This is a genomic window from Aequorivita marina (assembly GCF_031631895.2).
GTDB lineage: Bacteria > Bacteroidota > Bacteroidia > Flavobacteriales > Flavobacteriaceae > Aequorivita > Aequorivita marina.
Map to the genome: position 1 here is coordinate 26,427 of NZ_JAVMBW020000013.1, position 26,659 is coordinate 53,085.

At 37.7% G+C, this 26,659-nt stretch carries 19 protein-coding genes and 1 pseudogene; 10 read left to right on the top strand and 10 right to left on the bottom strand.

The window, feature by feature from the left end; translation table 11 throughout:
- Window positions 1-8: 8 nt before the first annotated feature.
- Complete coding sequence (locus tag QPK98_RS12495) at window positions 9-533, top strand: DUF7935 family protein (RefSeq protein WP_310993797.1); 525 nt, start codon at window positions 9-11, stop codon at window positions 531-533.
- 3 nt (window positions 534-536) lie between these two features.
- Here QPK98_RS12495 and QPK98_RS12500 read toward each other — a convergent pair whose 3' ends face one another.
- The 6 genes from QPK98_RS12500 to QPK98_RS12525 all read right to left on the bottom strand — a co-directional run bounded on the left by QPK98_RS12500 (window position 537) and on the right by QPK98_RS12525 (window position 8,475).
- The gene (locus QPK98_RS12500; protein WP_310993798.1) at window positions 537-1,172 is read right to left on the bottom strand and encodes a response regulator transcription factor; all 636 of its coding nucleotides are present in this window, start codon (window positions 1,170-1,172) and stop codon (window positions 537-539) included.
- 299 nt (window positions 1,173-1,471) lie between these two features.
- A complete protein-coding gene (locus QPK98_RS12505; protein ID WP_310993799.1) occupies window positions 1,472-2,131 on the bottom strand; it encodes a sensor histidine kinase in 660 nt (219 codons plus the stop codon).
- Between the two features lie 749 nt (window positions 2,132-2,880).
- Window positions 2,881-3,576: a hypothetical protein gene (locus tag QPK98_RS12510; RefSeq protein WP_310993800.1), complete on the bottom strand. Its 696-nt coding sequence runs from the start codon at window positions 3,574-3,576 to the stop codon at window positions 2,881-2,883.
- A gap of 237 nt (window positions 3,577-3,813) precedes the next feature.
- Entirely contained in the window at window positions 3,814-4,728 is a 915-nt protein-coding gene (locus QPK98_RS12515) for a patatin-like phospholipase family protein (protein WP_310993801.1), read from the bottom strand.
- Window positions 4,728-6,836: a M1 family metallopeptidase gene (locus QPK98_RS12520; protein ID WP_310993802.1), complete on the bottom strand. Its 2,109-nt coding sequence runs from the start codon at window positions 6,834-6,836 to the stop codon at window positions 4,728-4,730. The genes QPK98_RS12515 and QPK98_RS12520 overlap by 1 nt, the downstream gene beginning before the upstream one ends.
- A 61-nt stretch (window positions 6,837-6,897) precedes the next feature.
- The gene (locus tag QPK98_RS12525) at window positions 6,898-8,475 is read right to left on the bottom strand and encodes a T9SS type A sorting domain-containing protein (RefSeq protein ID WP_310993803.1); all 1,578 of its coding nucleotides are present in this window, start codon (window positions 8,473-8,475) and stop codon (window positions 6,898-6,900) included.
- A 193-nt stretch (window positions 8,476-8,668) separates the two neighbouring features.
- Here QPK98_RS12525 and QPK98_RS12530 point away from each other — a divergent pair, with 193 nt between their 5' ends.
- The 5 genes and pseudogenes from QPK98_RS12530 to QPK98_RS12550 all read left to right on the top strand — a co-directional run bounded on the left by QPK98_RS12530 (window position 8,669) and on the right by QPK98_RS12550 (window position 16,139).
- Window positions 8,669-11,206 (top strand): DUF559 domain-containing protein, encoded by a 2,538-nt coding sequence (locus QPK98_RS12530; RefSeq protein ID WP_310993804.1) that lies wholly within the window; start codon window positions 8,669-8,671, stop codon window positions 11,204-11,206.
- A gap of 329 nt (window positions 11,207-11,535) precedes the next feature.
- Window positions 11,536-11,988 (top strand): tRNA (cytidine(34)-2'-O)-methyltransferase, encoded by a 453-nt coding sequence (locus QPK98_RS12535; protein ID WP_310993805.1) that lies wholly within the window; start codon window positions 11,536-11,538, stop codon window positions 11,986-11,988.
- 110 nt (window positions 11,989-12,098) lie between these two features.
- Window positions 12,099-14,303, top strand: coding sequence for a RelA/SpoT family protein (locus tag QPK98_RS12540; protein WP_310993806.1), 2,205 nt, complete (start codon window positions 12,099-12,101; stop codon window positions 14,301-14,303).
- 272 nt (window positions 14,304-14,575) lie between these two features.
- Complete coding sequence (locus QPK98_RS12545; RefSeq protein ID WP_310993807.1) at window positions 14,576-15,133, top strand: thioredoxin family protein; 558 nt, start codon at window positions 14,576-14,578, stop codon at window positions 15,131-15,133.
- A 200-nt stretch (window positions 15,134-15,333) separates the two neighbouring features.
- Window positions 15,334-16,139 (top strand): annotated as a pseudogene (locus tag QPK98_RS12550) (SDR family oxidoreductase).
- A 114-nt stretch (window positions 16,140-16,253) separates the two neighbouring features.
- On the opposite strand, the gene QPK98_RS12555 reads toward QPK98_RS12550, so the two are convergent.
- A complete protein-coding gene (locus QPK98_RS12555; RefSeq protein WP_310993808.1) occupies window positions 16,254-17,186 on the bottom strand; it encodes a peptidylprolyl isomerase in 933 nt (310 codons plus the stop codon).
- A 517-nt stretch (window positions 17,187-17,703) separates the two neighbouring features.
- Between QPK98_RS12555 and QPK98_RS12560 the strand changes: the two genes are divergently transcribed.
- The 3 genes from QPK98_RS12560 (at window position 17,704) to QPK98_RS12570 (ending at window position 20,144) form a co-directional block, all read left to right on the top strand.
- Window positions 17,704-18,600 (top strand): ABC transporter ATP-binding protein, encoded by an 897-nt coding sequence (locus QPK98_RS12560; protein ID WP_310993809.1) that lies wholly within the window; start codon window positions 17,704-17,706, stop codon window positions 18,598-18,600.
- A 4-nt stretch (window positions 18,601-18,604) separates the two neighbouring features.
- Window positions 18,605-19,441, top strand: a complete 837-nt coding sequence (locus tag QPK98_RS12565) for an ABC transporter permease (protein ID WP_310993810.1) — start codon at window positions 18,605-18,607, stop codon at window positions 19,439-19,441.
- A gap of 139 nt (window positions 19,442-19,580) precedes the next feature.
- Entirely contained in the window at window positions 19,581-20,144 is a 564-nt protein-coding gene (locus QPK98_RS12570) for a hypothetical protein (protein ID WP_310993811.1), read from the top strand.
- A 336-nt stretch (window positions 20,145-20,480) separates the two neighbouring features.
- Here the strand turns inward: QPK98_RS12570 and QPK98_RS12575 are convergent, their stop codons facing one another.
- Window positions 20,481-22,217: a DUF2207 domain-containing protein gene (locus QPK98_RS12575; protein WP_310993812.1), complete on the bottom strand. Its 1,737-nt coding sequence runs from the start codon at window positions 22,215-22,217 to the stop codon at window positions 20,481-20,483.
- A 69-nt stretch (window positions 22,218-22,286) separates the two neighbouring features.
- The gene (locus QPK98_RS12580) at window positions 22,287-22,847 is read right to left on the bottom strand and encodes a LemA family protein (RefSeq protein WP_310993813.1); all 561 of its coding nucleotides are present in this window, start codon (window positions 22,845-22,847) and stop codon (window positions 22,287-22,289) included.
- Between the two features lie 168 nt (window positions 22,848-23,015).
- Here QPK98_RS12580 and QPK98_RS12585 point away from each other — a divergent pair, with 168 nt between their 5' ends.
- The gene (locus QPK98_RS12585) at window positions 23,016-23,624 is read left to right on the top strand and encodes an alpha-ketoglutarate-dependent dioxygenase AlkB family protein (protein WP_310993814.1); all 609 of its coding nucleotides are present in this window, start codon (window positions 23,016-23,018) and stop codon (window positions 23,622-23,624) included.
- Window positions 23,625-23,672: 48 nt separating this feature from the next.
- Here QPK98_RS12585 and QPK98_RS12590 read toward each other — a convergent pair whose 3' ends face one another.
- Window positions 23,673-26,141, bottom strand: coding sequence for a M14 metallopeptidase family protein (locus tag QPK98_RS12590; RefSeq protein ID WP_310993815.1), 2,469 nt, complete (start codon window positions 26,139-26,141; stop codon window positions 23,673-23,675).
- Window positions 26,142-26,659: the final 518 nt, after the last annotated feature.

Here is a 26,659-nt window from a genome sequence, read left to right on the forward strand (position 1 = left end):
AATCGACCATGGAAGAAGCAGCCCAAATTTTAAGTTATGTAGCCTATTTATTGCCCGCTATTGTTGTAGGTTTAGTAGCTTATTATTTTTTTAAAGGCCACACCGCCAATGAAGAAGGAAGGCGTAGGTATTTAGTTCAGAAAGAAGCACAAAAAGAAATATTGCCCGTCCGCCTTCAAGCATTCGAGCGGATTGTTTTATTTTTAGAACGTATAGACCCAAACCAATTATTGATTCGGATAAAGCCATTTTCAGATTCAATAGAAGATTATGAAAACTTACTTGTAAATACCATTGAGCAGGAATATGAGCACAATCTTACCCAACAGGTATATGTTTCGCCCGAGTGCTGGAATTTTGTAAGCGCTGCTAAAAACGCTACCATTCGTGTAATTCGGCAAGGAGCAATGCACGAAAAAGTAGGTGATGTTCATAAGTTCCGAGAATGGTTATTGCAAAATTTTATGGAGGAAACAACACCTTCAAAAAAAGCTTTAATCTATGTAAAAAAGGAAGTAAGCGAATTGTTTTAGCCTTTAGGGTTTAAACAAATTGTGCTGGATTGCAAAAAGCATAAGTCCTATTCTATTTCTTAAATCCAGTTTTTTATATAGTGAATCCCGATATCCCTCAACGGTCTTATAACTACAAAACATAGCTTTTGCTATTTCTTTATAATTCTTATCGGTACAGGCCAATTTTATAAACTCTAGCTCCCTTTCCTTTATTTCGGTATTTACGTTTTTCCCTATAGAATCCATCAGTATTTTTGAAACAGTATTAGTATAATAATGCCCATTCGTCATTACTTCTAAAAGCGCTTTTTCTAAGACGTCTTTCTTAGTGTCTTTCAACAAATAACCTTTGGCACCAGCACGCAACATTTTTAAAATGGTGTACTCATCTTCTTCTATAGAAAGAGCAAGGACATTTATAGCCGGATAATCCCTTTTGAGTTTTTCTGTAGTTTCTATTCCATTTAAAACAGGCATTTTAATATCCATCAATACCAGATCTGGAATGTTATTATCGCTTTCCTTGAGTTTAGCCAAAAGCTCGGCACCATTTGCACATAAATAGGGGACGTTAAATTTTTCAAATCCCTGAACTAGTTCGCCAAGGGCTTGGGACAATAGAATATGATCATCTACAATAACAATAGAATAGTCCATTGATTATCATTTTTAATTAGCCGTGTCCGATCAAGATGTTAGTTGCCTTGGCAAACTCATCAACTACAGCTCCCTCCTCCCCTAAGGCTTTCGCGGCACAAGCATACTAAAAGACAGAAGACGTAAAACCAGACCTCTAATAGATTGATAATTAGGTTATTTTGATTAAATATAACTCTTTTTCATTAGATTCTAATTGTGAACGCAACAGAATAATATAATTTAACAAAATAACCTCAACAACTCACTATCAAATAGTTGCTTTAATTTTTAATTAATTTAATCGGCCACTAAAGCCCCTAATACGCATCTTTTTTAGCAAATTCATATTTTAGATATAAGGAGGTGCCTTCTCCTTTTGCTGCGTGCAATTCTAAGGCAGCATTTATTAAGGCTGCACGCGATTTCATATTTGATAACCCTATTCCTAAAAATTCGCTACTTCTATCAAAGCCTATACCGTCATCTTCGGCCGTAATAAGCAGGTAGTCTTCTTGATAATCAATGGCGACGTTTAAAGACAGCGCTTTTGAATGTTTTATGGTATTAGAAAAAAACTCCTGCAATATCCTAAAGAGGATTGTTTCGGTGTTATCATCTATAGGCTTTATGTTTCCGATAATTTCTAGGTGAGCTGCAATAAACTTAAGGCGATTAAACCTTTCAATTTCCATCTTCACTGCACCCACAAGGCCATGGCTCTTAAGCGCTTCCGGATTTATCAACTTAGATAATGCTCGTAATTCTTTTAATCCTAAACCAATAGTTTCGGAAACCTCAGGTATCATATCTGGCTTTTCAATTGACATCTGTGCTTGCATCTTGGCTAGGGTCATCAACTGCCCAATATTATCGTGTAGTTCCCAACTTATATTTCGAAGTGTTTGTTCTCGTATTTCTATTTGTGATTGAGCCAACTCGCGATCATAGGCCTTTTTTGCTTTTTCTCGATCTTGCAAAAATTTATTCTTTCTTCTACTGAAAGCACTAAATAAAACAATAAGAATTATGACCAGCGTTACTGGAATTGTAATAGCGGTTATTATTATTATCTCTTTTTCATCCATAGAAAACCTATCAGAAAAAACACATACATTACAATTATTAGGGAGAATTGAATAATTAGCAACAGCTCAAAAAAATTGTCGTGCTGATAAAACCAACTTTTCATTATTTTAATAGGTATATACCCAACGTAAAACAAAAACAATCCAACACTTACCCAAAATAAAAGTTCGTTTTTAACTATAAGTACCAAGGACGATTGCAAAATGCTTATGTAATATAAAATGATACTTAAAACCAATCCCCCTGCTCCAACAATATACGACCGAACGAAAGACTCTCTTGTAATATCGGTTAAAAACAAGTCACCTAAATAAAAAAGCCAAAAAACCCCGATAAATACCTTTATATAGTTCTTAAACTTTTTGTTTTCAATAATTTTTGAAAAAACATATAGAAAAAATGAAAAGTAAAATAGGTAATATACATTGTATATAATTACATTTGATGGAATACCCTTATAAACATTTTTTATATAGCTTCCGACAAATTCTGTTAAAACAGTTAAAAGTAAAATAACTGGTATGTACTTTAAAGCGGAGTGTTTATAAAGTGGAAACTTATATATAGATACCGCAAATACAACCAAATACAATGGCATAAAGGTATTTTCCAAAATTGTTAGTGCTAACTCCAAGAACCATTAGTTTTCATTATAAATATCGAAATCATCAATAGGCGGCGGTGGCATTATTTGCCCGTCATTCAAAATTAAACTTGAGGTTTCTCCTTCCTGTACCGCCGCATTTCCTGAAACAAAAAAACCAGCTTCGCTCACTCGCCCAATTGAATCATTCTGTGTTTTATTTAGATTGTTTTTATTATTTGCCCTCCTATTTATTGGAACGGCTGTGTATTTTCCATTAACTTCTTCTATTGAAAAACCATGATTTTTACCCTTATATTCCATAGTAGGAAGCACAAAAAGGCTGTTTCGCCTTGGGTACTTCACTTTTTCTCCATTCTCAAATTTTTCGCTATTCGGATAATTTGAAAGATAAAACCGCAAGGTTTTTACATCTACTTTAGCTTGCTTGGCCATATACTCTACGTAGGCAACATACTGCTTAATGGTTTCCAAATCGTATTCGGCATAACGTGTGGGTGTAAACGCAGAAGTGTCAGAAGCAATACTGTCTTCATACTTTTTAATAATGGGCACACGCCGCAAACTATAACTTTTATGCATCGCTGCAGCTTGCGCTACGCTAATTATTTCCTTTGGGGGTTTTACGGAGCTAGGGCCAGGGTCAGGGTTATAAATTGTTTCTTGACAACTAATAAGCGTCAAGCTAATAAAAATCAATACAAACAAAGGCGTAATAACTTTAGTTTTCATAAATAATGGTTTTAAGATTGAAAAGATAGCTACCGTTCAGAAAGTCACAAAGCAGGTGAGAAATTCTGCTTTTTGCCACCAAATGTGAAGATAAGCCATTACAAATGATAATCAAACACGTAGCATTGCTTCTCATAAAAACAAAGGGAAAATACTGAAGAAGATAAGGAGATTTCCCCTAATTCAAGGGTTTAAAACCCTCTTTTTTTGCCCACAGTAGTGGCAAATACAGAAAACTCAATCAACTTTGGTTCGAATTTCGTTTAGCTCTTCATTTTTTTGATGTGCATATTCATAACCGCGTTCCCACCAGATGCCCATCATTTCTTTATCAAAAATCAATGAATTGGTCGTTAATACCGTTGGGGTATAATAAAGGTTAATAATGACGTCTTTATTGGAAGCTACAAATTTTCCAATGCGAATGTTCTGTTTTTCTATCCGGTCTGCCATATAGCGATGCATGCTGGTAAGCAAGGAAAATACATTTTTTGAAGGCAACCGGTTGTAATACGTAACCTCTGTTTCCAAAACAATAACATCTACCGTTGTTGCCCCTCGGTTTATGGCCTCTTCAATAGGTACCATACTGCCAAATCCACCGTCGGCATATTCGCATCCGTCTTTTTTAACTAGACTCATAAAAGGCGTGAAGTTAGATGAAATCCAGATCCAATCTAGAAAGTCATTATATTCAAAGTCATTAACAGATTTGTACTCTACTTGGTTTAATGAAAGGTTGGAGACCGTTACTACCACTTCTTTATTTGAAGCTTTAAGGGTGTTAAATTCTGCCTCGGTAAATGTTTTTCCTATAAGCTTCCGAAGGTTTTTACTTTCTCCAAAAGTCTTTTTGCCTTTTAAAAAATTCTTGACTACCGTAAGGTGGTTTATTCCAATTTGTTTTCCGCCAAGATTATCCCGCTTTACTACAAACGGACAGCTGTTGAAAATGCTTTTTTGGTTTACGGAGGTAAAAGCCTCTTTTATTTTTTGAATTTCATGTAGTGCTAGATGCGAAATCAGTAAACTGCCCGTAGATGTACCTACGAAAATATCGTAATTCTGAGAAAGCTCTTGCATTAAATACTGGGCCACTCCCCCTGCAAAAGCACCTTTACTTCCTCCGCCAGATATTACCAATGCCCTCATTAATTCACAATTGTATTTAAATAATTTAAAGCCTTTTCTGATACCTCATTCTCCAAAGCCTTTACCTGTTCCCGATTTTCCTTTTCCCGAAGTACATTTTTCAACAAGGCTTTTGATGCTTTTGCAAACCGCCAAGTAGGATGCACACAGGCTTCAACTAAATTCTTTAACGTCTCAGCGTCCCATAAATTAAGCTGGGCCACATACTCAAAGGCTTTTTGACGGACTTCAAAACTGTACTGCGTTGACGTATAGTTTTTTAATTCATTTAAGAAATTATATTTTTTAGCATCTTTATAATCTTCAGTAATCAATGCTAAAACTAACCATAACTGACGAATATTTTTATTCTGAAACCCATCAATCCCAATTGTTTTGTCTAGGTATTGACTTCGCTTTTCAGGAAATTGCATAGCGAGCTGATACAATGCAGCTTCCATCGTTACGTACGATTCATCATTGAGTAAGGTTTCATACTCCTTTTGAAGCGTCTTCGGAATGGTTTCCAATGAAAGTGCCATAACCTGACGAACATAAAGGTTATTGCTTTCAAAAGCCTTTTTGTAAAGTTGAAGTGTTTCTGAAATAGGCGCTCCTGTTAGTTGATAAATCGCTTCCTGCCCTATAAAATCATTCGGGAACGTAAGTGCTGTTTTTAGCTGATGCTTCTTATCGGCCATAGCAGTAGCCCGAAGCGCAGAAATCTCAAAGTAATTATGAATAAACGAAGATTTCAACAAAGATTGATAGGCTTCTTCTGCTTTAAAAGCACTTTGGTGTAGCCAATCTTTTTCAAATTTCGAGATATCAACTTCAGAAATGGCACGCACTTCATTTAAAAAATCTGTATTCGAAACATTTTGAAATTTATACTTTTCCAAGTAGTTTTTAATCGCAGTTTTAAAGGCCTCATCCCCTATTTGCTCCCGTAAAATATGCAGTGCCCAAGCGCCTTTTTGATAAAATGTAAGTGAGCTGGCTTTCGCATTTAAAAGCGATTCGCCTTTACCCGCATCGCTCGCCGCCTTTAGTTGCTCAGCGGTTTGGTACAACTGCCAATAGTAATAGTCATCGCCAAAAATCTCACGCTCCGCCAACAAGGCATAATACGTAGCAAACCCTTCTTGAAGCCAATGATCTTCATTAGTTTTTTCGGTTATTAAATTTCCAAACCATTGATGGGCCAGCTCATGGGCATTGACGTTTATATAGTTTCTATCATTAAAACCTGTAGTATCAACCATAAAGGCTTCGGAAAAAAAGGTGGCAGTGGTGTTTTCCATTCCCGCGTATAAAAAATCGCGAACGGGTACTTGTTTGTAATTCTGCCACGGATACGGAACTCCGATTTCAGTTTCCAAAAAGTCGAAAATCTGTTTGCTATAGCGATAAGTAGGTTCAGCATTTGTTGAATCGGAAGTTTTATAATACAACTGAATGGGGATACCTGAATTTGAAATCAATTCCTTTTTATCGAAATCGCCAATAGCAAAGGCCACTAGGTAACTGGACATGGGCTGCTCCATATTGAAGTGCCAGTGATTTTTATTATTTTTATTCTCAATACTTGACAACTCTCCATTTGAAATAACTGTTTTTTCCAAAGCAGCGATTATCGTTAAATCAAATTCAATTTTATCATTTACATCGTCAATACTCGGCAACCAATGCGAAGTATATTTTCCCTGTCCCTGCGTCCAGATCTGATTTCCGAAGAAATATAAGGTTTGCTTTGGTTTAGTTCGATATTGAAAATTAGCTTGGTAGGTTTTTCCCTTTTCAAAATCACCAATTAACCACAGCTTTTTATCATTAGCCGTTATTTTGAATTTTTTGGATTTTATTGCTTCCGGAGAAATATTTACCGCATCCATAAATATTGAGTCGGTATCTTTTAAAACCTGAAATGTGCCTATAAAGTGAGCTTTCACTTCCTTTTTTGTAGCATTTGGTTCAACAGTAGCTTCAATTTTTAAAAAGTTGACCAAATGGGTTTGTTGTGCCGATAGTTTTTCGGTACAAACAATTCCTAAAATAAAGATGAAAATAAATATTGCCGAAGTACTACGGAACTCACTATTTAGCTTGCGTCTCAAAAAATAAAGCATAAAAAAAGGTTATTCTTGATATTCAAAAATAACCTTTTTAGAATGCTTGTCGTAGGTTTTTCTACTCTAAAATAATTCTTTTTACGCCAGTTCCGTATGAATTTTCAATGTTGATAAAGTAAACGCCATTTTGAAGGTTTGAAACATCAAAAGAGTAATCGTTCAACTCAGAAGCAGATTCAAAGTAATATGACTTTACCGATTTCCCTTCAACGGTATTAATGGTCATTCTAGATGTTGCATCAGGAAATGTAGTTTTTATCTGGAAAACGCCTTTTGAAGGGTTCGGATAAACACTAAGATCGTAAACCTGGGTGTTATCTATGTGCTCAATCCCGAGCGTATTCCCGTAAACCATAGGGTTATTGCTCATGTTGATAATGTGGGTATCAACATAATAAACTGGGTTTGAACCGTCGTTACAGTCGGCACAAGTTTGCCCAGTAACACAATCTGGGTTATTTGGGTGGCAATAATCGCGGTAGCTAGGGTGGAATCTGTAATCGAGGTCTATAGTAGAGCCAGTATAAGCCGTAAGGTCATAAATACTTGGTGGCGCAATAGCACCTGGGCACCATCCTGCTCTATTATATTGCCAAGTACCCTGCTGTCCCGTACAATTATCGGGGTTTGGATTACATTGGTTCCACAAATTCTGTGTAAAAGCTTCGGTTCCATTTACGTCAATATAGTGCGTTGCGTTATAAAATTCTGCAGCATTCCCAGAGTTTAATGACCCCCAGTTATGCCCTGTATTTGAAACTCGCAAATGTGAAGCTTGTACGCCTTCCGGAATTTCAACATTAAATGTTTCAACAGGCTCTAAGTTTGCCATATCACCAAATGGATAACCATCGTCCCAAACTTCTACCACACTGCTGTATGCATATTGTGGTGCTCCGGCGGTATAATTAGTGTCTAAGGTAAGCTGCCAGCCACCTGTTCCCCATGTATCAATAAAAACCCGAAGCTCAACTTCACCCTGAAGTAATGACATATAATCGGTGATATCAAGCTCATGGTTACAAGCTACGCCATAAGGAGTAATATAACGAATCAATTGCACCCAGTTACCATCAGGGGCTTTTACGTCTATAAACGCCCAACGGTCCCAATCGTCACAAGCTCCGGGAATGCTTGGGCAGGCTACATCTAGTAAAGCATCCATTTGGTTGTATGCGCCTACAAACTGCGGAAACGTATGGGTACCATAATACCAACGATTGTTTTCGCCTGTAAATTCAATTACAACATCCTCCAGACTTCTAACCACCTGAGAAGAAGCTGAACTTGTAACCTCAACGTTTCTAGTTATGGTCGTTTCGTCGCCATTTTGTGTTCTTGCAGTCATTGTTATTTCATGTTCGCCATAGCTATCGGGTGTCCATAAGTGGTAGTAAAAGCCCTCGTCTGCAACGGCATCATGATCAGTACCGTCAATGTTAATAATCACCTCTGCCATAACATCGGGGCTGTCAACACTGGCATTCATATAAATAGGATATGCCTTTAATTGAGGCATTTCTATGGGATAGTCTTCGGTTAATCTAGTAGTAATCTCAGGTTCGGTAAGACTTTGTGCCATAGTCGAAAAAGAGACTAATAGTGCCAAGGATAATAAAAAGTAAAAGTTTTTCATTTGGTAGGTTTATTAAAGTTAGAAAATAAAGGCGTGCCAAACCAATCTATCCCATTCGGGTATTAATTAGATTTAAGATTAGTATTTCAAGCCATGAAATGTTTAAATTAGCAAAAATTATAATATAAAATATCTTTTACGCGGTAAAAAAGTCTAGCTCGTATTTTTATCCTGAAAAAAACAAAGTTGATCCATGAATGCCAATTTCTTGCAAACCCCTATCGATTATCTGAAAGGCGTTGGCCCCAATCGGGCAAATTTGCTAAAAAAAGAACTTGGAATCCATACGTTTCAGGATTTACTGAATCTATTCCCGAACAGATATCTAGACCGTACACAATATTACAAAATTGCGCAACTACAACAAACCAATGCTGAGGTTCAAATTGTTGGAAAAATTACCCATGTTAAAACCGTTGAGCAAAAACGCGGCAAGCGATTGGTGGCAACCTTTAGAGATGAAACAGGACAAATGGAACTAGTTTGGTTTCGTGGAATTAAATGGGTTCGTGACAGTATAAAGATCAATGCGCCCTATGTAATATTTGGAAAAACAAACTTTTTTAACGGCAATTTTTCAATGCCCCATCCCGAAATGGAATTGGTTGAAGCCCATGAAAAAAGTATCCGTTCGGCTATGCAACCAGTTTACCCTTCAACCGAAAAACTAGGAAACAGCGGCATTACAAATAGGGTTATAAATACCTTGATGCAACACCTATTTATTACGAGTAAAAATGCTTTTACCGAAACGCTTTCTCAACCCATTTTAGAACAGCTAAAACTAGTCTCAAAAAAAGAGGCACTTCTCAATGTTCATTTTCCGAAAAGTCAAGCGCATTTGGCACGTGCACAGTACCGATTAAAGTTTGAGGAACTGTTCTATATCCAGGTGCAATTAATTCGTAAAAACCTGCTTCATAAGTCGAAGATTAAAGGCTATAGTTTTGATAAAATTGGAACAAATTTTAACAGCTTTTATTCAGACCATTTACCCTTCGAATTAACTAATGCACAGAAACGAGTTATCAAGGAAATTCGCAGTGATATGGGAAGTAATGCCCAAATGAACCGACTTTTACAAGGCGATGTGGGCTCCGGAAAAACCATAGTTGCGCTCATGGCAATGTTAATAGCACTTGACAACGGATTTCAAGCCTGTTTAATCGCTCCAACTGAAATTTTGGCAGCCCAGCACTACACTGGACTAAGTGATCTATGTAAAAACCTGAATACCAGTATTGAAAAACTCACAGGTTCAACAAAGACTTCAAAACGAAAAGAAATTCACGAAAAACTAGAAAACGGTGATTTAGACATCTTAGTTGGTACCCACGCCCTACTTGAGGACAAGGTAAAATTTAAGAATTTAGGGCTTGCAATTGTAGATGAACAACACCGTTTTGGAGTAGAACAACGAAGTAAACTATGGCATAAAAGCCCACCTCAATCCTCCTTAAGGGAGGAAGCCGCCCGTTTGCGCAAAAAATATATGACAGCTAAGCCATCTGCTTATAAACTACTAAAAGAGCTTAAGTTAGAAAACAACAACCAACCAACCCAGGCAGAAACAATTTTATGGGAAAGTCTTAGCAGCATGAACCTTGGCTATAAGTTTAGAAGACAACATACTATAGATGAATTTATTGTCGATTTTGTCTGTCTTGAAAAAAGGCTGGTAATTGAAGTGGATGGAGGATATCACAACCATCCGCAACATAAGGAAGCGGCTGAACTAAGAACCCAGATTTTAAAAGAACTAAGGTTTAAAGTATTACGGTTTACAAATGAAGAAATAATTGGGAACATCGATGCTGCCTTAAAAACAATTGAAACTACTTTGAAAAGCCTCCCTGCTGGAGAGGTTGGAGGGACCATTCCACCACACATTCTTGTTATGACGGCCACCCCGATACCCCGAACCCTTGCCATGAGTATTTATGGCGATCTGGATATTAGTGTAATTGACGAGCTCCCGCCGGGAAGAAAAGGCATTAAAACTGTGCATCGTTATGATGCCAATAGACTCAAAGTTTTTCGCTTTATAAAAGACGAAATTGCTAAGGGCCGGCAGGTATATGTTGTGTACCCGTTAATCCAGGAAAGCGAAACGATGGATTACAAAGATTTAATGGACGGTTATGAAAGTATTGCGCGTGAATTTCCGATGCCAGAATATCAAATTTCTATCGTTCATGGGCAAATGAAATCGGCTGATAAAGATTATGAAATGAACCGTTTTGTAAAGGGCGAAACACAGATTATGGTTGCAACAACCGTTATTGAAGTTGGTGTAAATGTGCCAAATGCCAGTGTGATGATTATTGAAAGCGCAGAACGTTTTGGCTTATCACAACTTCATCAGCTACGGGGTCGGGTTGGTCGTGGTGCCGAACAGAGTTACTGTATTTTAATGACAGGTCATAAACTTTCTGCCGATGCCAAAACCCGATTACAAACCATGGTAAAAACTAGCGACGGGTTTGAAATTGCCGAAGTAGATTTAAAACTCCGTGGTCCTGGCGATATGATGGGCACCCAGCAAAGCGGTGTACTAAACCTCCGCATTGCTGATATTGTAAAGGATAGCGAAGTATTAAAAATTGCACGAAGCTATGCAATGCAGGTGTTAAAAGCCGATCCAAATCTTACTTCCGAAGAAAACACGCCTATTAAAAATACGTATGCGCAACTTGTGAAATATGGTAATATTTGGAATTATATTTCGTAAGCTAGCATAAACACTACTGCTCAAGTAGCGTATTACAATAGATTACATTAGTGTCCGATTAAAAGAGTGAGAAAATTTGTTGAGTCACAGATAATAGGCAATTAGAATATTTTTTATTTAATGACAGCATGCTATCATACTTAGCATCAAAATTTATCAATTAAAAAGTATGTTTAATCAATTTTATCTAGTTTCCAATCTATTAAAAAGCAAGTCTTACGTCTTATGCATTAGTCGGATACGACTATTTAAAAACAACTAATTTTCACAAAACCCTACAACAGAAACCAATTTTAAAGTGTATGAATTTTTTAAAAGCGATATAAAAAATGGCATTTAACATTGTACTATTCGAACCAGAAATACCTACGAACACTGGAAATATTGGCCGATTAAGCTTAGCGTCCGGCTCAAATTTACATCTGATAAAACCATTTGGTTTCGAAATCACCGATGCTAGACTAAAGAGAGCAGGATTAGATTATTGGAAGCACATTTCTCTTTTTATCTATGAAAGTATTGAAGATTTTTACGCAAAGAATAAGGATGGAAATTTTGTGTATTTTTCAAGTCACGGCACCCAAGATTATTGCGCTATCGATTACCAAGACAATATGTTCCTGATTTTCGGAAAAGAATCGGTTGGATTACCTGAAAACATTGTAAGAGAAAACGCAGATTTGCTTTACACCATCCCTATCTACAGCACCCACATTCGAAGCTTAAACTTAGCAAATGCCGTAAGTATTGTGGTTTATGAAGGCATCAGAAATTTAAAATGAATACCATAATTACGTTATAGCCTTAAATTCGTTTTCATTTTCATTTTCGATTTCGATTTCGTTTTCATTTCCCCTTGCCCATTTAATTACTTTTCAATACTTTTAGATTTATGACAGAAGCCGCCTTAGAAAAAGAAAATAAAGAACTCGCCAAGCAATACAAGCAGTTGCTAAAAATCAGTTATCGCACCCTTAGCAAGGAAGATAAAAAGCTGATTCGCAGCGCTTTTGACCTTGCCGTTGATGCCCATAAAGATCAACGCCGAAAGAGTGGTGAAGCTTATATTTTTCATCCAGTTGCGGTTGCAAAAATTGTTGCTGCAGAGATTGGTCTAGACGCCACAAGCATTGCCGCGGCACTTTTGCACGATGTGGTTGAGGATACCGATTATACCCTAGACGACATTGAACGCTTATTTGGCAAGGTTGTAGCCCGCATTGTAGATGGGCTAACGAAGATTGCGCATATTGCTGTTTCTGAAGATGTATCTATGCAAGCGGAAAATTTCCGGAAAATGCTTCTTACCCTAAACGAAGATATCCGGGTAATCATTATTAAAATTGCAGATCGGCTTCACAATATGCAGACCATGGACTCTATGCCGGTTCATAAACAGCGAAAAATTGCTTCAGAAACCCTTTACATCTATGCGCCCCTAGCCCATAGAATTGGGCTATACAATATTAAAAGTGAGCTTGAGGATCTCGGGCTTAAGTTTACCGACCCAGAAGTTTATGCTAATATTTTAAGCCGAATTAAGGAGAGTAAGGAAGAACAAGACGCTTATATTGATTCATTTAACAAAGTGATAAAAGATTCTTTGGATGCGGAAGCTTTGGAATACGAAATAAAAGGCCGTCCAAAATCAATATTTTCCATACACCGGAAAATGCTTGCCCAAAACGTTAGCTTTGACGAAGTGTACGACAAGTTTGCCGTTCGGATTATCTACCAAAGTAAACCCGAAAACGAAAAATTTCTCGCCTGGAAAATTTATTCTATCGTAACCGATCACTTCCGGCCAAACCCTATTCGTCTGCGCGATTGGATTTCGTCCCCAAAATCTACAGGGTATGAAGCCTTGCACATTACCGTCATGGGGCCAAAAGGGCGTTGGGTAGAGGTCCAAATTAGGAGCGAACGTATGAATGAAATTGCCGAAAAAGGATTTGCGGCGCATTATAAATATAAAAATAATGAAAAAGATGACGGCGGACTTGAAAGCTGGTTAAACAAGCTTCAGGATACACTGGAAAATTCTGAAATAAGCGCGGTAGATTTTGTAGAGGAGTTCAAGCTTAATCTTTACGCAAAAGAAATTTTTGTTTTTACACCCAAAGGCGATTTGTTCTCGCTTCCCAAAGGAGCCACGGCTCTGGATTTTGCATTTCACATTCATACTGAAATTGGGATGCATACCCGCGGCACTAAAGTGAATGGAAAGTTGGTTCCTTTAAGTTTTGAGCTTAAAAGTGGCGATCAAGTAGAGATAATAACTTCAGAAAACGCCAAACCAACAGCTAACTGGTTAAACTATGCAACTAGCGGAAGAGCGCGATCTAAAATAAAATCTTCCTTAAAAGACGAGAAAAAACAACTTGCCGAAGAAGGAAAGGTGATATTGACCCGAAAATTAAAGTCCTTAAAAATAAATCTGGACGAGACAACTATAAATCAACTGGTAGTTTTCTTTAAAGTGAAAACCAGTCTAGATCTATACTATCGCGTGGGTGCAGGGATTATTGATAACCAAAAGCTAAAAGATTTTGCCGCCTCCAGAAGCAATGCCTTTATCAGCTTCTTTAAAAATAGAATTCGTAAACCCGAAAAGCCGGAGGATGTTCACAAAGAGGAGATAACTGAAAAATACGATCAATTAGTCTTTGGTAAAAACGAAGACAAACTGGACTATAAAATGGCAAACTGCTGTAACCCTATTCCGGGAGACGATGTTTTTGGTTTTGTTACCGTAAACGAGGGTATTAAGGTGCATAAAGCAAATTGCCCAAATGCATTACAGCTTCAAAGCAATTACAGCTACCGTATCATGCCAGCAAAGTGGATTGATTCCACCCAACGTGACTTTAAAGCAAACCTCACCATTAGCGGAATTGACACCATAGGTCTGGTTAACGAGGTTACAAAAGTGGTTTCAAGCAACCTGCATATAGATATGAAAAGTGTTCATTTTGAAAGTAATGACGGAATTTTCACCGGAAAGATAATTGTTATTGTAAAGAATAAGACGATTCTAAATAACTTAGTGGATAACATCAAAAAAATAAATGGAATTGACAAAGTTACCCGATTATAAGGAGTAGTTTTTTAATTTTTAAAACATTAGTGTCCGATTAAAAGAGTGAGAAAATTTGTTGAGTCACAGATATTAGGCAATTAGAATATTTTTTATTTAATGACAGCATGCTATTATACTTAGCATCAAAATTTATCAATTAAAAAGTATGTTTAATCAATTTTATCTAGTTTTCAATCTATTAAAAAGCAAGTCTTATGTCTTGCAGCGCAGCGGTCTTATATCTTAGTCGGACAAGACTAATTTTAAAATATAATCAGAAACCAATTAAAATGGCGAATACCGAATCAAATATGCTTCCTTTGGGCACAAAAGCTCCCGATTTTAAATTACTAGATGTTGTAACCAACAATCCTGTATCATTAAAGGATATTCGCGGTAGCAAAGGCACTGTGGTGTTTTTTATTTGCAACCATTGTCCGTTTGTAAAGCACGTAAATGAGGAGCTCGTTCGTCTTTGTAATGACTACAGGGTAACCGGATTTGGTTTTGTTGCAATAAACAGTAATGATGTTATAAAATACCCACAGGATTCTCCTATAAAAATGTGGGAAACTGCAAGAAAACTAGACTATCCCTTTCCTTATTTATACGATGAAACACAGGAAACCGCAAAAGCATATAGAGCTGCATGTACGCCAGATTTTTATTTGTTTGACGATGCCTTAAAGTTGGTATATCGCGGACAATTGGACAATTCTCGCCCCGGAAACGGAATACCAGTAAACGGTCGTGACCTGCGGGAAGCTATGGACAACATCCTAAACAACAATCCCCAGCGAAAAGATCAAAAACCGAGTATTGGTTGCAATATTAAATGGAAAGAGTAATTTTTACCTTGGCTGAAAAGGCTTGTTTTCCCACTAATTTATCTCAAAGAAGCAGCTACCAAAACTGCAAAATTATTGAGGCAGCGTGGAAAGATGACCAAGAGAAACTGGTTAAGGCTTTGAGTCAAAACTATTTTTGAATAGCGACAGTTTTGACATTTTTCTAATCGCGAGCACAATCTACTGACGAGCAAACAATAATGAAAAATCTAAAAGGAAAAACGGTATTAATAACTGGAGGAGGTTCCGGTATTGGCAAAATCATGGTTGGTTTAATGCTAGAACGCCATGCCAAGGTGATAATATGGGATATTAGCCAAGAAAACATTAATCAAACCATATCCGAGTTTTCAAGCAACAAAACTCTTTTTGGCTTCAAAATAGACATATCGAATACTGAACAAGTAGCAGAAACTGCCAAAAGCGTAAAACGGGAAATAGGTGTTGTTGATGTCTTGATAAATAATGCCGGTATTGTTGTAGGTGAGTTTTTTAATGAACATACAACAACAGACATTTCAAGAACAATGGAAATTAACGCCATTGGGCCAATGTATATTACCAGGGAATTTTTGGGAGATATGTTAAATCAAAATTCTGGGCATATCTGCAATATCGCTTCTTCGGGAGGGTTAATTTCAAACCCTAAAATGTCGGTTTACGCATCGAGTAAATGGGCATTAATCGGTTGGTCTGACAGTCTGCGTTTAGAAATGAAACAATTGGATAAAAACATAAGTGTTACTACAATAATGCCGTATTACATTAACACCGGAATGTTTGATGGCGTAAAATCGAAACTTCCTATTCTCAAACCAGAAGCCGCAGCACTCACTATTGTAAAAGCCATTGAGAAAAATAAAAGAATGGTTACAATCCCTGGTTATATCTACAGGTTTACCAGACTGAGTCAGGCAATATTCTCTAAAATGCATTTGATTGGTTTGCTGGTAACGTATTGGGAATTTATAAAACAATGGAGCATTTCGTTGGCCGGAAAAAATAAATATCGCTCCCTAACCTACTCCCCCCTACTCTAAACAACAAACCCCAAAAAGTTCAAAAACCTTTTGGGGTTGTATTTATCTGTCAAATACTACTTGCGTCTATAACTCGTTGCCTATTTAACGTCCATTAATTCTACATCAAAAATCAAGGTTGCGCCTGGAGGAATAACCCCGCCAGCACCTCGGTCTCCATAAGCAAGATGTGCAGGTATTACAAACCGCGCCTTATCGCCAACCTGTAACAGTTGAATTCCTTCATCCCAGCCTTCAATAACATGGCCTTTCCCCAATGGAAAATCAATTGGTTTTTTTCTTTTGTACGAAGAATCAAACTCAGAACCATCCGTCAACATTCCTTTGTAATGAACTGAAACCGTTTTTCCTTTTTCGGCCTTTTTTCCCGTTCCATTGACAATCATTTTATAAAGAAGTCCGCTGTCGGTACGATCAAAGCCTTCAGAAACTTTCTTTATTTCGTCTTCTTGCTGTTTTTTCAATTTAGCAAGTCGTTTTTCTCTTTCTCCGGTAAAACCTCTAAAGGCTTCTATAGCATTCCAGTTTTTTGCATCATCGCCAACACGAATTATCTCAACCTTTTGCATGGTATCGCCCTGAGCAACGCTATCAACAACATCTTGACCTTCTACCACATTCCCGAAAATACTGTGCTTATCATCTAACCACGGGGTTGCAACATGGGTTATAAAAAACTGGCTTCCGTTGCTCGCAGGACCAGAATTAGCCATAGAAAGTACTCCTGGTGTATCGTGACGGAGCTCTGGATGAAACTCATCTTCAAAACTATATCCTGGTCCGCCAGAACCAGTCCCGTTAGGGTCTCCACCTTGAATCATAAAGTCTGGAATTACTCGGTGAAACTTCAACCCATCGTAATAAGGGGTACCTTGTGGCTTTGCTGCGTTTTCTAAATTACCTTCGGCTAGGGCTACAAAGTTCCCCACCGTCCCTGGCGTTTTTTTGTAAGTAAGCTTTATAAGGATTTCCCCTTTTTCTGTCGTTATTTTTGCGTAAATTCCGTCTTGCATTTTTTTATTTTTAAAATGAGGTGCAAAGTTAATCAATTCTGAGTTCTGAATTCAGAATTAATAAAATGGGTTCTATGTTGTTTCAAGTGGTAATTTTTTTCAACGATCAAAATTTTATAAGTGCTGTTTTGGCCTAGTAAAAGTTTACGTAAAAAATGATGTGAGTGAAGGGTTAAGCAAACTAGCGCCAGCCGCTCATATAATTTTAATATTAGCGATATTAAAATAGCAACTATTTTGAAAGAACAAATGTGAGCCTTTAGTTTGCGCCGCAACGAGGGAAATTTTTAGTAAAGTTTTGCTAAGCCTAGTCTTTTTTTGGTTCGTTTTTTTTGGCAATGAAAAAAAATGAACAATTATATTTACATGATTCAATTTTAACAGTTAGACATAATTTTATTATTGTAAAAATTAATCTACCCACTATATTCAACCTAGTACCATAAAATGTAACAATTCATTAGTACATTCGTCATACAAACAATCCTCTCGAAAGCTCGAGACCAAAACCTATTTTGTGGAACATATTCTAAGCATTAGCAACCTCACCAAGAAATTTGGAAGTCTTACCGCCGTTGACAACCTTTCTTTTACTATTGAAAAAGGGAATGTTTACGGCATTCTCGGCCCCAACGGAAGTGGAAAAAGTACAACCTTAGGCATCGTGCTAAACGTTGTTAATAAAACATCTGGCAGCTTTGCCTGGTTTGATGGCAACACCTCAACCCATAACGCTTTAAAAAAGGTGGGAGCTATTATTGAGCGGCCAAACTTTTACCCGTATATGACAGCCATCCAAAACCTACGTTTGGTTTGTAAGATAAAAGAGGTTTCGGAAGAAAAGATTTCTGAAAAACTAGAGCTTGTAGGGCTTTTAGACCGTAAAAACAGTAAGTTTAGCACCTTTTCATTGGGAATGAAACAGCGTTTGGCAATTGCTTCGGCTTTACTAAACGATCCTGAAATATTGATCCTGGACGAACCTACAAACGGACTTGATCCGCAGGGAATCCATCAAATTAGGGAAATTATAAAAACTATTGCTTCCCAAGGCACCACGATCTTGTTAGCCTCACACTTGTTAGATGAAGTTGAAAAGGTCTGCACCCATGTTGTTATCCTTCGGAAAGGAGTAAGTCTTTACTCGGGCAGTGTAGATGCTATGAATGCCAACCACGGTTTTCTTACCATGCAGAGCAACGACATAGAGCAACTTAAAAATGCACTGGAAGGGAATCCCGCTTTTGGAAAAGTAAAGCACGAAGGGGAATATTTGGTTGTTTACTTAAATGAAGCTTTGGATGCTTCCGAAGTGAACAAGCTCCTTTTTGAGAAAGGTATTGCCCTTTCGCATCTTGTAAAACGCAAAGAAAGTCTTGAAGAACAATTTTTAGAACTCACCGCACAAAACTAACCGCATGCTCAGATTATTAAACATAGAACTTCAAAAACTGCGCTACAATCGTGCGGCCAAGGTTATTTCTATTATCTATTTCGTCTTAATCACTTTTATCGCGCTTATTGCCTCTATTGAATTCAACTTTGGCAATTTCCACTTTCGCGTAGCCGATCAGGGAATTTTCAACTTCCCATTTATTTGGCATTTTAACACCTATATGGCAGCAATTTTAAAATTGTTTCTCGCGATTGTTATTGTTTCAATGATAAGCAATGAGTACAGTTACAGAACACTGAAACAAAACCTTATTGACGGCCTGAGTAAAAAGGAGTTTCTGCTTTCAAAATTTATTACGGTCCTTCTCTTTTCAGTAGTATCAACCGTTTTTGTATTTATCGTTAGCTTGATCTTAGGGCTTCGTTTTTCAGATTATAATGAAATAGGAATCGTTCTAAGCGGATTGGAATACATAGGCGCTTATTTTATTAAACTGGTAGCCTTTTTTTCACTCTGTCTTTTTCTCGGAGTTTTAGTGAAACGTTCCGCCTTTGCCTTAGGTTTTTTAATTGTTATACAGATTGTTGAATGGTTGCTTTACGGGTTAATGAAATGGCAGCTTTTTAAAGACACTGAAATTGCCGATTCGGTTTCGCAGTTCTTTCCGCTGAACGCCATGGCTAACCTTATTAAAGAACCTATGAGCCGTTTGGGCGCAATACAGTCTGCCGCAACCCAACTGGGCGAAAGCTTCACAAAAGACTATAGCGTAACCCCATTAAACATCTTTATTGTCTTAGCCTGGACGGCGCTATTCCTTTACTGGGCCTATGCAGTGCTGAAAAAACGTGATTTATAGGAAGCATCAGCTCTCACGAAAAAATAATATTTAAACGTAAAAACACTAAAAAAAGACCGATAAGTTTTAAGGTAGGTTTATGTGAAGTATTAATCCGTATATTGCCCGAACGATTAACTATAACTAAAAACCGCTTAAAATGAAACAACTTGTTTTACTGTTCACATTGCTCCCTTTATATCTATTTGCTCAGGATAAACCCGCATCTGTTGAATTTTGGGATGCATTAAAAACTCATTGCGGTAAGGCTTATGAAGGCACGATAACCGCTGGAGGAAAGCAAGGCGATGGGTTTATGGGCAAAAAACTGGTAATGCACGTTAGCAGTTGTAAAGAAAAAACCATCCGTATTCCGTTTTTTGTTGGGGAAGATAAATCGAGAACCTGGGTACTCAGCTTACAGGCTGACAACCGAATACTCCTAAAACACGACCATCGCAATAAAGATGGCTCAGAAGAAGCAGTTACCCAATACGGCGGACTTAGCTCCAATACTGGGATGGCAAACATTCAGTTTTTTCCGGCAGACCAACATACCAGTAACCTGATACCTGCGGCCTCTACCAACGTTTGGTGGTTTACCATTGATGGCACCTCCATGACCTATAACTTACGCAGAATTGGTAGCGACCGACTTTTTACTGTAAATTTTGACCTTTCTCAAGAAACAGCGACGCCAGGACCAGCTTGGGGAAGTGAGTAATTTTTCTTGTTAAAAAAACCAACACAGTAAACCAAATAAGGAAGATGAGTGAATAGAAGTAGCAATAGCAAATTCAAATTTGTATCGAGACCTGGTTCTACAAATACTACTTTCTGACCACTGCGTACTAATTACTACGTACTGACTACTGCATACTGAATACTGCATACTGAATACTGCGTACTGAATACTGACCACTGCATACTGACCACTGCATACTGGATACTGCATACTGAATACTGCATACTGAATACTGACCACTGAATACTGACCACTGCATACTGACCACTGCATACTGAATACTGATTGATCTCATTGCTAAAATGCAATAACAGCCTACCAGCTCCCGCCACCGCCACCACCAAAGCCACCGCCCGAGGATCCACCGCCACCGGAAGAACTACTGGAAGGCGAACTTACCATTGTAGATTTTGCCGAAGACATTGTATCTGCAAACGAATTAGAAAAGTTATTCATAGACATTACTCCAGCTGTAGAGGAGTACCAACTGGGAGGCTGAAGATTGAGCGCCTCAAATTTCTTAGCCCATTGACTAAACAATCCAAAAGCTAAGGCATAGCCCATGGTCGTTTCAAAATAAGTAGGGCTATCCTTCAAGAGCATTCTCAACTTATTTTCTTCGGCTACTTTTATAAATTGTTTAAATCCTTTTAATTCAGATAGCATTTTATTGCCTTTGGCATTTTTCTTAACCATAAACGCCGTCATAAACAATAGGAAAATAGCAACAGGGATTACGGCAATAGCCGCAAAAATTCCCCAGACAAAAAGAAAGAGAAGAAACAATAATATGGCGAAAAATATAACGCCAACAATGCTCCACGTCTTCGCTTTTTTGGCGGTAGGATCATAATACACCTGTGCCTTTTGGGTTAAAAGCGACTTTGCCGAACTCATTTTTGTATAAAATGAATTTTTTAAACTACTGATTAACACCTCGTTTTCTCCAGCTTCAGGGCTACTGCCAAAAAGGCCATCATATATTTTTTGTTCATAATCTGGCGTACCCACCGGAAGTGGCCGCAATTGAATTAGCTTGGTATCGCTTTTTCCAAACCATCCTTTTTTCGGAATTTCTTCCATTTTAATAATTCCGCGTGAGCCCCAGTATGGAATAAGCGAAATAAGATCTTCGGTATCGCCGCTATCATCAATTAAAAAACCTGCCATTGCAGGATCTACGCCGTTTGGTGGAAAGTAACTTATGGCGGCAACCACCTCATCATCCTTTCCGTATTTCTTCCAAAGCCTATAAAAACTAAAAATTAACCCAGCTAACAGCAAAGTCCATCCATAATCTGTCCAAAAAGGCCACAACGGCTTTATTTCTTCAATGGAATTTGGAGGAAGCTTTAGTAAAACCGTAACGCTCTCCCCCGGAACCGATAAAAAATCGGTCTTACTCGTAGCCGTAAAACTACCATTGGTGTAACTTATATTAAATGATTCACTTTCATTGGAGTCACCCGTTTCACCTGCATACACAAAGAAATTATCTAAACCTACGTCAATATTCTCCGGAGGATGGATTGTAAAGTCGAGTTCTTGGAAAAAAGCATTCCAACCAGATGGTTTTATGTTCCAATAGAAGTGAATTTGTTCCGCTTCAAAAAGAAAAGCATTATAAACCCTATACTTTATTTCATAGTGCTGTGGCCCAATGATTTTTTTGTTCTTATCGCCTATTTTTATTTGAAGCTTATCATTTATTTTTTGAACAAAATCTGGATCTGACTTAAATTTATGCCCCGGCACCTTAATTTTCCTAATTTTAATCTTCCGCTTTTCTTGGTTTCCTTCGGCCGTTAAAAGATCGTATTTGGTTTGTATATTTCTATAAATTCCATGTTTTGCGGTGGTAAAATTAAGGTCGTAATTTTCCACTACATCAAAATAACCTTCGGCACTTATATAAATATCAACACTGGCATGGCTTACCTCAAACCCCTGGCTAAAACCCTTCACAAAAAACAGCAGCCCAAAGAGCAACAGCAGTAAACTTCTATAAAGATGATATGTTAAGCTTTCGCCTATAAAATTTTTAATAAGCATTGGTAGTAGTCTAAATGTGCACCAGTTATCAAGGGTTATAACGAGTAAACAGTTTTTAGTTTTTTGAACTTATTCAAAACTCACCTTAACGTTTTCGCGCTCTGCTTCGGCAGCTTCAAAATAATCAAAGTGTTGATAATTGAACATTCCAGCAAATACAACACCGGGAAAACTCTCACCATAGGTATTGTTTTCGCGAACAGTGCCATTGTAATAACGACGACTCCGCTCTAGGTTTATTTCAATTTCATCGAGTTTTTGCTGCAAATCTAAGAAACTGGCATTTGCCTTTAAATCTGGATATGCCTCGCTTAATGCAAAAATGCTTCGTAAGGTTTGCTGCAATTGGTTTTCGGCCTTTATTTGGGCATTAATTTCATCAGAAGGTACTGCCATTGCAGCATTTCTGGCTTGAATAACATTTTCTAATGTTGTTTTTTCATGTTCGGCATATCCTTTAACAGTTTCCACAAGGTTGGGAATTAGGTCGTATCTACGTTTTAAAGCCACGTCAATATTGCTCCAAGCATCCTTTACCATGTTTTTGTTTTTGACAAAACGGTTAAAAATGCCGACGAGAACAAAGCCTAATACCGCGATTATTCCCACTAGAATTAATAAAGTACTCATAGTTAAGTTTTTATTTGGTAGTTAATGTTGAAATTTACAACTAAGATAATGTATTTTAAGCTTTAACACGGCCAAATTACAAAGCCTAATTTAGAATTTTAAGGAAGTTCTCCTATTTCGCCTACTGACAGTCCGCTATTACTTTAGAAAATAGTAGCTTTATTAATTATGAAACTATTTGATGTTGAAATAGACAAAAATCGAAACCTTTTACCCCGAGATGGAGTAGTAAATTACTTCGGAAAAGTTTTTTCAGAAGAAGACGCCATTGGTTATTTTGAAACTTTTCGCAACAGCATACAATGGAAAAACGACGAAGTAATGATTTTTGGAAAAAAAATTGTCACTAAACGCCAAGTAGCGTGGTATGGCGATCGGGAGTTTGAATATACCTACTCCAAGCTAACAAGAAAAGCGCATTTATGGACTCCAGAATTACGTGAGCTAAAGCAAAAAATAGAAGCAATATCTGGCGAAACCTTTAACAGCTGCTTGCTCAATCTTTACCATACAGGCGAAGAAGGAATGGGTTGGCACAGCGATGCCGAAAAAGATTTAAAAAAGAATGCTGCCATAGCCTCAGTTAGTATTGGCGCTGCTCGCAAGTTTATGTTTAAGCATAAAGAAACCAAGGAAACGTTTTCGCTAACCTTGGAGCATGGAAGCTTATTGATTATGAAAGGAACAACGCAGTTGCATTGGCTGCACAGACTGCCACCAACCAAAAAAGTACAGGCTCCACGTATTAACCTAACATTTAGAACGATTGAAACATAATCATCCCAGTTCGAGCGAGACGCTCGCGCTAGCTTTCTTAATAATACTTTAATTTACAAAAAAGACAGCATTGGCTAAAAACAGCTTTCCATTTTGCCAAAAGGAACGAAAAGTAACATCATCAACCATATAAATTACATTCCCTCTCCCCTTTTTTGCTGCTGCAAAAACAATAGAGTTCGCTAATGACGCCTTGGCTCGTTCTCCCGAAAACCCAGAAACACTTTCTGGTTCACCTTTTATATATCCAACATTATAACCCTTGTTTAAAAACTTATACGAATCGCTTCCAAGCTTTAAACTGTAGTAAGTATCGCCATATCCAAATGCCAACGGATGTGTATTGTCTAAGCTAATTTTATAGATACTGCCCGTAATCATATCTTTCGTGCTTTCCATTTCGCGTTGGGCGTATGGCACCAGATTATCAAGGGAATCCCTTTGTTTTACAGCATCTTCTTTGGGCTCATTCGCTTCTAGATCATAACCCGCTTTATCCTTAAAAATACGTATAGCATTCCCCATAGCGATTACCTTACCGCCGCCGTTTATCCATTTCGATAAAGCTTTAAAAGCAGCTTTGTCAAAAAGCCGCCCATAATTTCCATCTGGCAGAATCAACATGTCATAATCATTCCATTTAATTCTACCTATGTTCTCGGTGTTTATGGATGTTATCGGATACTTCAATTGAGTTTCAAAATAATGCCAAAGCGAGCCGTAGTTTAAAGACGACGTTTCTTTTCCGCGAAGCATTGCAATCTTCTTGTTTTTGATTAAATGCACGTACTGCGATCCAAAGTCGGTCAATTTATCGGCAAAACTGGTTGGTGACGCGTAGAGGTTTCTACCCATTTTATTCGCCATTTGCATAAGGGTTTTATCAAAATCTGGGTTTCCTTTATTGTCGCTTCTAGTGATAATCAAACTGCCGCGACCAAAGGTATTTCCGTCAAAACCGAGCTCTTTTTCAGAAAAACGTACTTTAATATCGTTTTGCAACAAGGCCGAAAGAAACTCCGCATCCTTCATACTATTCCATTTGGCTATATACCCCGCCGCTGTTTTGTTGGGCGTATTCAAAACCGAAGTGTTTTTGGCTTTATTGGTTGCAGAAAACAGAGAAGTGCTTGCCACCGCTTCTAGTCCATAGGCATACGGCAAGCTCCAAGCAGTAATATCATAAGTTATTGGTGTTGATAATGCTGTATTGGGCTCAAAAAGCACCTGAACCATTTTCCCTTTCGGCTGGTTTGTACTAACGACTAAAGCATTAGTAGCATCGATTTTGCCTTTCTTATTATCGGAATATTTAAAGCCCGAGACCGTTCCTCCACTTCCAAAACCATACTGTATTTCATGCCGATCCAGCAAATCAGTAAGAGCTTGAATATTATCTGGATTTCCGTTTAGTACAAAGCTTTTACACTTTAAATCGTCATTTTTAAAGAACTTCTTAAATTCAGAAAGTAAAGAAGAAGCATTCTTTGAAGCTACTTCTATAGTGGACAATCCGGTTGTTGTATGGTGCGCAACCCGATCTACCAGGGTAAGCTCAATATCTTCATCATTAATGATACCTAAGCCCGCCATTCCGTGGCCGGCCTGCTCATACGTCATTCCAATTGCTCCCATATAAAGCGGATACGTATCGCCGTAGCTTGGATAAAGCAAATCAAAACTTTCGCGGGTAAAGAAAAGCCAGCCTTCTTGATCAAAATACTTGGCGTTATTCTTTCCAATTTTATACTGAAATTCCCGCTGAAACGGGGTAATAATTTCGTGGTATGGCTCTGCACCCGGTGCAAAGTAATATGGGTTGTTTATATATTGCTCGTGAAAATCTACATGTATTTGCGGCATCCACTGATTGTAAAGCTTTAAGCGTTGTTGGGTTTCCACCTGACTCGCCCACATCCAATCTCGGTTTAGGTCGAAAAGATAGTGATTGGGCCGCCCACTAGGCCAAGGCTCATTGTGCTCAACGGCATCTCGCGATGCATTATATGGCGAAGCTTTTACTTGGTTATACCAATTTACATAGCGATCGCGGCCATCTGGATTTACACCCGGATCCATAATAATTACAGTGTTGTTTAGGTAATCTGGATGTTCCGTAATCAACTTATAAACCGTATTCATCGCGGCCTCACTACTACTCGCCTCGTTGCCGTGCACATTATAACTTAGCCAAACAATAGCTTTTTCGGGCGTTGCATTTCCAGAAGCAAGACCGATACTTTTTAGGTTGTCGGTTTTTATTCGCTCTAAATTATTCAAATTTTCTTCGGAAGAAATAACGGCATAGGTAAGCCTTCTGCGTTCATTGGTTTTTCCGTAATCTTGATAATTTACCAGATTACTACTGGCTGCAACGTGTTCAAAATAAGAAATAACATCGGCGTGCCTAGAAAACTGTGTGCCAATTTCATAGCCTAAAAATTCAGAAGGAGATTTTAATTGGGCAAATACCAAAATGGGAAGTAAGCAAAAAAGCGAAGTAATAATTCGGGTCATTATATACGTTTTTATGTAAACGTCAAATATAGGTAAATTACAAATGAACCAATTGTTTATTCAGATGGTTGAAGAAGGGATTTTAGTTGATAATGGCTTTGTTCTAGTCTTGCCCTACTAAGATTTAAAATACTTCGGCTCCGCAACCATCGTTAAAGAACATAAGACTTGCCTGACGTGCATTGGCAGGCAGACATAAGATTTGATTCCTAATAGTTTGATAATTAGGTTAGTTTGATTAAACATAACTTTTTTCAGTAAGCTCTAATTGTGAATTCAATAGCATGGTGTAAATTAACAAAAATGCTTCAATAGCCTAATATCACTCTGTTAATTGATTTTTTTAAACCAATCCTGTCCTAAATATTTAACCTGTTCATTTTTTCCATTGATGAAAAAACGAACCAAACCCCGATAGCCATCGGGGCTAGGCTTACGAAATCTTCTCTAAATTTTCGATAGGCCAAAAAACAGGAATTCTGAATTACAGCCCCCTAAGCTTCATATTATCTCTAAAG